The organism is Providencia sp. PROV129, assembly GCF_028482245.1.
GTDB lineage: Bacteria > Pseudomonadota > Gammaproteobacteria > Enterobacterales > Enterobacteriaceae > Providencia > Providencia vermicola.
Genome location: NZ_JAMPQD010000003.1, coordinates 28,213 through 40,945, shown reverse-complemented (window position 1 = coordinate 40,945; position 12,733 = coordinate 28,213). Strand labels below are relative to the sequence as shown.

General features: G+C 36.4%; 4 protein-coding genes. 2 read left to right on the top strand and 2 right to left on the bottom strand.

Annotation, left to right across the window (positions count from 1 at the left end):
* Positions 1-312: 312 nt before the first annotated feature.
* Complete coding sequence (locus tag PSF27_RS01375; RefSeq protein WP_272680740.1) at positions 313-1,401, top strand: porin; 1,089 nt, start codon at positions 313-315, stop codon at positions 1,399-1,401.
* Positions 1,402-1,833: 432 nt separating this feature from the next.
* A complete protein-coding gene (locus PSF27_RS01370) occupies positions 1,834-3,024 on the top strand; it encodes an amino acid aminotransferase (RefSeq protein WP_206086658.1) in 1,191 nt (396 codons plus the stop codon).
* A 76-nt stretch (positions 3,025-3,100) separates the two neighbouring features.
* On the opposite strand, the gene PSF27_RS01365 is transcribed toward PSF27_RS01370, so the two are convergent.
* Both PSF27_RS01365 and PSF27_RS01360 read right to left on the bottom strand, forming a co-directional pair.
* Positions 3,101-11,857 (bottom strand): anthrax toxin-like adenylyl cyclase domain-containing protein, encoded by an 8,757-nt coding sequence (locus PSF27_RS01365; RefSeq protein WP_272680739.1) that lies wholly within the window; start codon positions 11,855-11,857, stop codon positions 3,101-3,103.
* A gap of 201 nt (positions 11,858-12,058) precedes the next feature.
* Positions 12,059-12,694 carry an MBL fold metallo-hydrolase gene (locus PSF27_RS01360; RefSeq protein ID WP_272538752.1) on the bottom strand — a complete coding sequence of 212 codons (636 nt, stop codon included), beginning with the start codon at positions 12,692-12,694 and terminating at the stop codon, positions 12,059-12,061.
* Positions 12,695-12,733 lie beyond the last annotated feature (39 nt).

The following is a 12,733-nucleotide window of genomic DNA, read 5'->3' as shown; positions in this document are numbered from 1 at the left end:
ATCTCTCTAAGTTGCTCAAAAAAAGCTCAAATCGTCTACTGAAAAAGTTCCCTTAATTTTGTAATATTTTTTAAACTGGTACGATGAGCGGTTGTTTTTTATTCTATTTTTTACATTTAGAAACATCTAGTTACCATTTGTTTCAGAATCTTTGATTTTGTAGCACTTTGAGGGTAGATAATTTTATTTAGCAATGGAACACTGGTCGCCGACATAGACGACACTAATCTCTCATAAATAGTTCCAATTATTTTTTGCGAATTATTTTTGGCAGTGGCAGGTGTCCGAATAACACCAATGAGGGTAATAATAATGATGAAACGCAATATTCTTGCAATGGTTATCCCAGCTCTGTTAGCTGCTGGTGCAGCAAACGCAGCTGAAGTATACAACAAAGACGGTAACAAATTAGACGTTTACGGTAAAGTTGACGTTCGTCACTACTTTGCTAACGCTGAAAGCGGTGAAGATGGCGACGATTCACGTGTTCGTTTAGGTGTTAAAGGTGATACTCAAATCACTGATCAGTTAACTGGTTTTGGTCGTTTCGAGTGGGAAACTAAAACTAACAAAACTGAAAACAACAACGACAACAAAAACCGTTTAGCTTACGCTGGTCTGAAATTTGCTGATTTCGGTTCAATCGATTACGGCCGTAACTACGGTGTTATCTATGACACGAACGCATGGACCGACGTTATGCCTTTATGGGGCGGCGACACTATGGCTCAGTCTGATACTTTCATGACTAGCCGTAACCGCAACCTGTTAACTTACCGTAACAATAACGCATTCGGTTATGTTGATGGCCTGAGCTTTGCTCTGCAATATCAAGGCAAAAATACTGAAAACAACAAATCTGGTGTCAATGCTGCATCTAAAGACAACGGTGACGGTTACGGTTTCTCAACCGCTTATGACTTAGGTTGGGGCGTAACACTGGGTGGTGGTTATTCTAACTCTGCTCGTACTGAAACTCAAAAATTCGGTAACTCTGCTGCAAGAGGCGATCGTGCTGAAGCATGGAACGTTGGTGGTAAATTCGACGCTAACAATGTTTACTTAGCTGCTATGTATGGTCAAACACTGAATACAACTCACTTTGGTGACAAAAACACCATTGCTAACAAAACTGAAAACGTTGAGTTAGTTGCTCAGTACCTGTTCGACTTCGGTCTGAAACCATCTATTGGTTATAACCAATCTAAAGGTAAAAACATCGCTGGCGGTAACGGTGATATCGTTAAATACATCTCTGTAGGTTCTTACTACTACTTCAACAAAAACATGTCTGCAGTTGTTGATTACAAAATCAACCTGTTAAAAGACAACGACTTCAGCGAAAAATACGGTCTGATGACAGACAACGTTCTGGGCTTAGGTTTAGTTTACCAATTCTAATTATCAGTTAACTGATAATCGAGAAACGGTAACATGTTTTTGTAAGCAGCGCTTCGGCGCTGCTTTTTCATTTCTATGTTATATCTACCCTTGTTATACCTACCTTAAAACCTGTTCACCTTCCCACTTATCAACCAAAACCATCGATAAGACAGGTAAATTCACCACCTTTATGGATATTTCTGGTTGGATTACATGCAATTCCTACCTAGCTCACAAGATCTCGCCAATTTTTCGTAAAACGGTTGGCAAAAGCCCTTTCACACGTTAACCTGAGAACTCGACTCGTTCGACTAAACCCGTTTTCAGCTATACCCAGCATTAACCCGTTGTATGGGGCATCTGACAGGTAAGGTTGCCATAAACACCCTTACTTTGCCTCACCACACAGGTTGGTGTTAGGTACCACAACCGAGCTTTGGAATCGACAACATGTTTGAGAAAATTACTTCTGCCCCCGCTGACCCTATTTTAGGTCTTGCTGATAGTTTCCGTGCTGACCCCCGCGATAATAAAATTAACTTAGGTATTGGCGTCTACAAAGACGAATCAGGGAAAACCCCTGTGCTTGATACCGTCAAAAAAGCAGAAAAATTCCTGCTTGATAATGAAAACACCAAAAACTATCTTGCGATTAGCGGAATGCCAGAATTTGGCCGTGTAACACAAGAACTGTTATTCGGTGCACAACATGAAATTGTCACCTCAAAACGTGCACGTACAGCGCAAGCACCGGGTGGTACAGGTGCATTACGTATCGCTGCGGATTTTATTGCGAAACAAACCAACGCGAAGCGTGTTTGGATAAGCAATCCAACTTGGCCTAACCACAAAAATATTTTTGAAGCAGCTGGCTTAGAAGTATTAACCTACAACTACTATGATGCGGCTAGCCACGGTATGGATTTTGACGGTATGCTAAATAGCCTGTCATCTGCTGTTGCTGGCGATGTGATTGTGCTGCACGGTTGCTGCCATAACCCAACAGGGATTGACCCAACCCCTGAGCAATGGGCTAAACTGTCTGACCTGTGCGCAGAAAAAGGCCTATTACCTGTTTTTGACTTTGCTTACCAAGGTTTTGCTAAAGGCTTAGATGAAGACGCTGAAGGCCTGCGTATTTTCACCAAAAATAACCCTGAAATGATTGTTGCCAGCTCATTCTCTAAAAACTTTGGTTTATACAATGAGCGTGTTGGTGCTTGCACTATTATCGCGAAAGACAGCGATAACGCAGAGCGTGCATTTAGCCAAGCAAAAGCGGTTATCCGTGCAAACTACTCAAACCCACCAGCACACGGCGCAGCAGTGGTTACCACAATCCTTTCTGATGATGCGTTAAAAGCCGAATGGATCCAAGAATTAACCGCAATGCGCGAACGTATTAAACGTATGCGTCAGCTACTAGTCAAAACCTTGGATGAAAAAGGCGCTAAACAAGACTTTAGCTTCATTATCAACCAAAATGGTATGTTCTCCTTCAGTGGGCTGACAAAAGAGCAGGTAGAGCGTCTACGTAGCGAATTTGGTATCTATGCTGTGAGCTCAGGCCGTATTAACGTGGCTGGCTTAACGCTGGAAAATATGGTTCCACTGTGTGATGCTATCGTGAAAGTTCTATAGATATTTATTCAAACAACTACATATTTCACAAAAACAGCCAGTAACTTAACTGGCTGTTTTGTTTATAACAAAGGAATTACCTCAAATGGCTCAGGAAACGCTCTGTCATTTGGACTCCTCCCCAGTTATTTCTGACATTATCATTACCAATATTAGGGTCAACGCTTCCCTCATAAGCAATACGTTGCTCCGTCAACAACTGTATCAAGCGATCAATAGTTGATTCCTCATTGTGTTTTGATAATTGCTTGTAATCATTAAAAAAGCTCACTTGCATCACATTAGTCATAGAGGCAGTGTGATTATTGTGTTGCAAAGTGACTCTCCTTCCTCCCTTTGATTGATATACCGTTTCTGCAAGCGTTGCTGAAAGTTCTTTGTAGATTATCTCAGTTGGGGAAAAATCAACCAGTACCACTTGATTACGCCCTTCGAGATCATGGATAGTGACATCCCCTTGCCCATGGCTACTTACAATATAGATATCATCCCCTTTACCACCAGCTAAATGGTCTTTTCCATCTAAAGAAATTAATACATCCTGCTTCATGCCTTGCGCCAATAAAATATCATCACCTTGACCACCATAAAGGATATTTTCGCCACCTGTTGTTATCAGCTTATCATTACCACTTCCACCTTTAATCACACGGCCATGCTGTGACATATCCATCACTTCATCATTACCAGCCTGCATATCAATAAGCCAATGCTCTCTCGCATAATTTTCGGATAATACAATTCCATCATTTTCCATGGTTTGTTTTAATGGTTTAGGGACGTCATTTAACATATCAGCAAGCTCATTAACTGGCTTCCAGATGGCTAGCTGTCCTGAATGTTTTGCTTTATCGAGTTTTTCAGATAAGTAATAAGATAACGAAGTCATACTACTCGTCGTAGATGAAATATATTTACTATCAAGTTGATTATAGTGATGAATATTAAAGCGAGCCCCGCTATCATGAGTTGGCTGTTTAATCTTGAGAATTTTACCTGATGATGAAACATAAATTTGATAAGCGGGATCGGTCTCTTCAATTTCTTGCCGTTTAAAATTAACTAAGTGGATATGGTTATTACCATGATTATCTTCAATATAAGCGGCGCCTGAGTGGTTGCCATCAATAATATAATGGTCATTTCCACCTTCCCCCATCAAAGTATCTACTCCATCATCTGACAGCAATAAATCATCCCCCTCCCCGCCACTAGCAAAGTTATTTCCAGCCCCGCCATACAAGACATTATTCCCCATGGTAGCTTTAATATTATCATCACCTTCCCCACCTAATAACACATAGCTATTTAAGCTCTTATTGATAATAGTATCGTCGCCATTTTGGCCATCAATAACATGCTTTTCTAATATATAACCCGCAGGTAAAAGAATTTGATCATCATAATCGCTGCTGCTTATAACTGGATTCACTGGGGAAATATGATTTTTCTGTAAATCCACTTTAAATACATTACTATATTTATCATGTATTAAAATCACCTCAGAAAGATTATCTCCCACATTTGTAAAATGAACTATTAGTTTTTTCTGCCCAAATTTATCGAAGTTACCTAATTTCCCCTCATCCATCGAGAGAGCAAAACCATTCTCGGTAGGTAATAATAAAATCACCTTATCATGAACTGTGAAACTGTCTTTTACCTTCGCGAAATCAAATTTAATTTTGCCATATTCATCTTTTTCTGTAAGAATTTGATAGGTGTCAACCCCGCGAGTAACCTCAATATAATTTCCTAGTTTAACCAGAGGTAAAAAGTTATTTTTATCATTACCACGATATGTTAATTGTTCAGCACGACCTATTGGTGCAAACCATCCCCATTCTGGTGCTACATGTTTTCGGTGCTTATTTATTATGATGGTATTAACCGTTTCATCTATTTCAACTGATTTGCTTTCTGTTGTCGCAACTTGATCAGCTTCTTGAATATAACTGAGGCTGAAATATTGCTCAGGCTCTTTTTGACCAATCTGCGTCGTCATCATCCAACCATCTTGAGTTTGTATTCGGTACACATGATGCGGTTTGTTTAAATCACTATTTGGGTCAATAACATTCTCTAGCCGAATAAAAACAGAGCTTTCTATATTGGTGAAATCATGTCCATCCAGTGTACTATTTGGTAATTTGATAGTTAGAATTAAATCATTACCGCTTAATTCAACCTGTTTTATTTCATCTAAAGAATATTCTATGCTTACATGGCTTTGTGAACGACTAGATTCTTTAATAGCCACATCAGCCCGATATTCTTTATTATTATTCTTATAGGTAGGGTTTAGAAAACGTTTAGTTTTAACTGCTTTTTCTTCCTTTGCCCAATACTGCTCTGAAAGATAGAGGTCATTAGCATGCTGCATCCATTCAAAACGGCGAATATGATAACTATCATTTCCATCACCACCCACTGCATCACCTTGGGTTAAAACTAGTTTATCATCACCACCATTCCCGACTAATAAATCTTTACCTAAGCCACCATCAAGTACATTATTTGTATCATCGCCACATACACTATCATTGGTATTCCCTTTGATTATAACATTTTCTATGTTTTGTAAATGAGCAATAGAAATAAACGGATGCTTTCCTTCTTGCTTATAATGCAGTGTATTTTTTTCTAAATTAACATAAGCATGATGATCATCAGGTAAGAGGTCAATAGTAACCGTATCGTTCCCGCCCTGACCATCAAGATACTTAGTTGGCATTGTATTATTGAGTGACATTAATGCGCTTAAATTATTATCTCGCAGATAAAACAGGTCATCTTTATCTCCACCTGCAAAATATTTTTCGCCCGATAAAACCTGAAATACATTTTTTCGCCCTTTTGCGCCAATAATGACATCATTGCCATTAGCTGTATTCCAGCTCGTTCCTCTACTGTAAGGGGTATCCAAATACAACGCTATCCTTTGAAAATCATTCACTAAATTTTCACTAAAACGCCGCTCATTTTCTCTAAACATCCGTTGCCCTAACACACCAAATTCAGTTTTATTTGAGTAAAAATTAATTTGTGAGGAACTCGAATTTAGTAACTGATTATGCATTGATAAGGCCAAACTATTTTCTGAAATTTTATGGCGAGATTTAAATGCATCAAATAACGGATTTTTATATGCTGAATTTAAAGAATAAGTATCGTGCGTAGGTTTCGTTCCTGTTTGTTTAATATCAACTATCTCTTTTGCTTCTTTTTTAGGCCTGAAATTTTTACGGATCGATAATCCCATTCTTTTATACAAATAAATTAAATCTCTAAACCATGCACTTTTTCTAATGATCTTATTACCCAGAATAAAATCAATTTCATTAGCAGTAAAAGAAAGCGCACCTTTTTTCGAAAACCGGAGCCCATAATAGCCTGATCCTAGACGTTGATTTTCTAATATGCCACTAAAATAGTTTCCATATCCATCTACTAAATAATATTTTTGCTCATTACCGTAAACAGGTTCTTCAACAATACTTAAATGATGATCAAAGCCTGCCGCTAGAACATGACTCTCAAATAATGTCAGGTCAATTTCCCAATTTTGTTTTTTAAATGCATTAATATACAGCTGAGTATTCATCTCTTGTTGAGTTCGCAAAGTCGGCTCTAAACCTAAAGCTCCTCGTATCCCCTCTTCTAATTCCCTATCCCAGTCAATATCAATGACCTCTTTTATATTCTCGACTGCACGAACACCATTGTAAACCCATCCACCAACAAGCAAAACTCCACCAACAACTAGTCCCACAATAGGAATAGTTGAAGATCCTACTAATACAGCAATCACTGTCACGCCATTAATTACGGCGCTAGTAATAGATAAAGAGGCGTTAACAATAAGATCTTGGCGTTGTTTAGGATCTGATACGTCATTGAGTTTAGATAAACTATCGTAGGCTTGATAGATATCAATCCCCATCCCGACTAAGTTAAAAATGATAACTGTTCCCGCAGCAAGCCTTGCACGAACAAGGGAACTCACACCTCTAGCAGAAGAGATATTTAACAACATCGGTTGTATAATCATATCCCCATAATTAAATAATGCGGATGCACATAATAAATAAAACTGTTTTTCTAACTCCTTAATTTCTTCTTCTGTGATATCTGGGTTATCGAGCTTATGTAAAATAGCATATGCACTGATCATACTCTGAATAGCACCAACAGCCCCCATTCCTTGTCCAGCACGGTTTGCAATACGTTGGAATAATGGAAGTTTAGTTCCTGCTTGACGAACTTTTAATAACGTCGAAGAAGAAATAGTTTCTTGCTGTACATCACTATCATTCGCTAGATACTTAAATTGCTTTTTCAATACTGCAGATCCACTAAAACTCGCTTGGTTATCGACTAATTGATATATATCTCCTGAATTTAACTGTTCACGAAATATTTTAGTAAAGATAACATCGTCTTTTCCGCCTTCCATTAAAGAAAAATACATGGCTAACTTTTCAGAGAAAAAGCGAATTTTTTTATGCGAATTATCTGAGATAATATCTGATAGAGTAACAGGCTTCCCCTCTATCGTTGCCCCTAATAGCTGTAATTTAGCAAAAGCGATTTTTTCACCATTAATCGTTACCCAACTATTTTTAGGTAAACCAAATTCAGCTTGTTCGATAATAGATTTACGCTGACTCTGTAGAGAAGAGAATCTAGCTTTTAGATTCGGCGACTCCAAATCAATTGATTGAATACTTCCTCTAAAGTCACCATTTTCCATTTTTTGGAAGCCTGCCGACTTACCTCTATTTATAGACTTCCCATCGGAAAGTTGGATATCCTCATTAAAATACTGTTTAAGTTGCTGTTGAAATTGCTGTTGTGCTAACTGAAGTGAGTTATTTCTAATGCTAAATTGCACCCCTTGAGGGTCAAATAGGCAAATTTCGTATGCCCCATTACGCCTAACATGAATGATTGTGTAAGTTGTTAATTCTCCTTGTAAAAATACGATCCTATTTGTCGTATCAGAAACCACTGAAAATAAATTTACCACTGATTGGTCAGAAATAGAGATACTGTTATTCTTGATTAACGTATCAATATCCTGAGTATATTTTTGCATTTTTTTCAGCAAAGTATCCTCTGCTGAAGTAAGTGTTTTTTGGTCTGCAATTAACTCGATTTGAGCCTTTCGCTCAAGAAAATCACGTGCTAAATCACTATCGGTAAAATAATATTCAATGCCATATATGAGGCCCAATTCTTGGTCTATCCCAGTCGACCCACCATTTTTCGATATAATACCATGATTAATCAAACCAATGTTTTTTCCTTGGTTTAATTGTTGGCTATATTGTTGCAACCGTTGAGCTTGATGATTTTTATACGTTTTAAATGCTTCAGAAAAAGAGAGGTTTTTAAATCTCCCATTATCACCTTCAAAATTTTTAATGCTAAGCTCACTAAATCCTTTTAAATTTTCACTTAACAAAATGAGCTTGTTATCATCCGTTACTAAAGCTAAAACTTTACCTTTATCTATACCATCACCGGCAGGAAATAGCTGTTTAAGTAATTCTTGGGAATGTTGACTTAAATTATTTAATACTGAAAGATCGCTTTTTATTGCTACTAATAAAGTGTGGATGCTATCTGCTTGTTGCCGATAATTCGTCTCTAGCGTTGTCTCTATCAATTGATTTATTGATGCCGTGGTGAGTGTATATCCACGGTTTAATGCTTCATTTACCTTTGAATTGACAAGAGGATCTTGTAATACAATCATTAGTTTTTTAACATCAATAAACCCTTCGTTATCCGAAAAGTAATTTAACAAATAAGGATGTTGCACCAAATCGATATCTTGAATAGCAATTTCTTTTAGTGCTATTTTTTCCAATAACGAAATGAGCTGCTGGTTAGGCTGACTTGCGAGTACAGTAGGAGAAACATTACTGTTTACCGTTGTGGATTTATCCAGAGCTTCATAGATAAATTTAGATTTAACTTCACGGTTAATGCCTTGTACTTTAAACTCCTCAGATAAACTACTAAGAAATATTTTATGCTCACCAGCTTCCGTTATCATTGCTGGTCCAACAGAATGGAATAGGATATTTTCAGGGTTTATTAACGGATATTTTTTTTTGAGTAGCGATAGCTCAATAGACAATGCATTTGTTGGCTTTCGTACTGTTTCTGCATCGCCAATAATCACCCAATTCGTTATTACTTGTTTTTCCAATAAAGACATTAAATGTTCTTTACCATATTCTAAAATATGTTTTTTACTATCAACATCCATTTGAAAAATTAATGTATTTTGAGGGTTTCTCGCGGCTAAATTCTCCGCTTGTAATAAACCTTTTTTATCCCGTGTCAGCCTAATAATAACAGTTAACTCTCCTGAATTCTTAATTGTATTTGCTAATACCTTTTTTTGAATATTCTGGCTGTTAACCATCTTCCAAATGGGAATATCTATGATACCGAGTTCATTTAATCGTGCAGAGAACCTAGTATAAAAATCATTGGGCAAAAGACTGTTATTTTTTTTAAGCTCCTGAACAAATAGTCTATAGGCATTCTGATTGTAAGCTACTTTTTTTATTAAATTATTATCAAGAATACGAGTATCAGGATCCCTAAACATATACAAAGGGTCGGGTTCAATATAATCATTTAGTTGAGCGAGTGATAGCTCACCACGACGAACCTCATTAATAAAATATAATGCACTAGAGCTATTATTGATCCTGACTTGCTCACTACCTGAATGGTACTGATAGACAAACTTGTAACCTTTGGTATTTACCGAGTCTCTTACAAAGTCAACTGGATAAATAACCTTAGACCCTAAATACATATTTCCGACTTGCCGATTATAAGCGACGATAGGAGCGCGTACATTATTCTCAGCAAGTAAGCTAGTCGCTTTTAGTGCAAAGTTTTCATTAATACCTCCACGACCTAAATCACACCCTAGCATGACGAGTTTGTCCGGCGTTGTATTTTTTAAAACTTTTCTGCGTAAATACATTAATGCTTCAACATATTGCTGTGCATTTTTTTCCATATAAAGAGTTGGCTGATGATGACCATAATATTTTCCATGACCAATTGTTATCCAACGTACTTTTCCTACATTAATTCTATTCAGGTCTCCATGCAAAATTTTATATTGCTTCGAGCCCATATCATACTGAATAATCATAGAGTCTTCAGGATGTTTAGAAAATGCATAAGCAGTTGCTTTAGCTGAATCTTGATCACTACCATTTTGTATAATCACATTATAGGTATATTCAGTATATTTTGCCTGTCTATTAGTTTTCGCATCACCAGCTTTGTTTCGATGGTATATCAACATCGGATCTAGCCAAGTATCTAGATTACCCGTATTTAGTGGATTGCTTTCCGGCAATCGACTACTTTTATAACTTTCCTGCATATTTAAATAAACATCATCAAAATCTGTATCTAACTGAACAACAGGTTTTCCTGTGGTAGGGTCATTATTAATGATACTTTTTTTCCGTATTATTTCTGTTCGCCCTTCAATAAAACTACCTGATATTTTACGTTTAGGATCGAAGTATTGACCATTATCTCCTTCACTCCACTTTTTATTTAATGGTGCCCTATAACCCTGATTTATGAATAACTGCTGAAAGTTAGAAAGTTGTTCAACATTATTAATAATGATTGCACCTTGGGAATTCATATGAAAATATGTATCGATAGATTCCGTTGTACCTATAAGGCTATTTTTTCCTCTTAGTCTTTCTGGTAATACAAAGGTAATAGGAAAATTTTCGTTCATTATACTCGTAGGGTTAGCATCATCAGCCCCATGGTGAATCAACTCCATCCCCTCGGCTAGACCAAACTTTTTATTTAATTTATTTTTAATTTCTTTTATTTTTTTATTTATAATTCCGTTATCTTTTCCTTCCTTTCTATTATATTCAATTTCATCATTATATAATTTTTTCTGGACTGAATTTAACTCATCATAGTTTACGCTAGCCTTCCACTCTTCCCATGTCAACATCGAAGTTACTTTCACATAATGCTCCAAATCTGACATATGAAAAATAATACTGAAAATATCATAATCTGCTGTTATTGCTTTTCCTGTTTTAGAATCACCAATAACATAAAATGGCTCTATTTTATTATTTTCTAGATGATATAAACCCCATCTATCGATATTATCTTTTTTAATTTTTTTTAGAAAAAATACTTTTTCAACACCATCAAAAGAAGCACTTATCTCTTTATACCCATCTTGTTCTACTGTATTTGAAAAATAAATCGTTTTATATCGTATAAGCTCCTCAACTCTTTCTGAAGTAATTTCTAGCATAACAGCAATAGCTTTACCTTCACTAATAGATGATTGAGAGTATTCATTATATTTTTTGCTATTTTCTCTCCCCGATTTTTTCGCAAATTGTTGTTGCACAGGAATAAAACCTGCATGAGGTCCCCAATCCGAACTTTTCGATTTAATAGCTAACCCTTTGCTACTGTATTCTCCCGTTCCTATAATACTTGTTGATTTAGGGTCAATAGGGCGAAAGCCAATAATAATATTCTCTTCATTGGAGACTTGAGTAATTAGATGCTGATGTATTTCTGAAATACCTGAAACAGGCACATCAATTTCTTTGTTTAAAGGCTTAAGATGCAAGTTAATACTGGTATAATCTTTACTAATACCATCGGAAGTATTCTCTAGTGTCGATGATATTTGCTGATTATTCAAATTAATTATTTTTTCATTCTTTTCCTCATTAGTATTCTGAATAAAATCACCTTTAGATAGAATCAAATCTATATTTACTTTCCCCATATATATCCCTATATAAATAAAAATTTAATATTAAAATCAGATTAAAACCAATTTAAAATATCAAATTTTCAAGATATAGATAGTTTCAAGAAATATAATTAGGACATAGTTTTAAATTATTTTAGATTACACCCACTGCGTATAAAAAAACCCCTGATAAGGGGTTATTGAATGGCACGCTGAGTAATCAATTTCAGTAAACTATTCATCTTGTAAAAAAGGATTGGTTTTGCGTTCAAAGCCTAAATTTGACATAGGCCCGTGACCTGGGATGAACTGATAGTCATCACCTAATGGCAACACTTTGTTTTTAATCGATGCGATTAAGTCCTGATGATTTCCACGAGGGAAATCACTACGCCCCACACCGCCTTTAAATAACACATCACCCATTGAAATTATTTTATCATCGTGATTGACTAAAATAATATGACCTGGTGTATGCCCTGGGCAATGCAACACATCAAAAGTAATACCGCCACACGTGACTTTATTCCCCTCTTCTAACCAATAATCAGGGGTGAAATCTGGACATTCTCCGATATAAAACATCGCATTTTGTTCTGCAAGGTTTTCAATCCAGAAAGCATCTTCTTTCTGAGGCCCATAAATAGGCACTGAAAAATGTTTGGAGAGTATGGCTGAAGCACCAATATGATCAGAATGGCCGTGGGTAAGCAAAATTTTAGTAAGGGTTAATCCACGACTTTCGATAGCAGAAATCAATTTTTCTGCTTCACCACCAGGATCAACCACAACTGCGTCTAGCGTATTTTCATCCCAAATAACCTGACAGTTTTGCATAAATGGCGTTACTGGGATAATGGTATATTTCATCGAACAATTACTCCGTAATCTATGTCACCTATACACAGA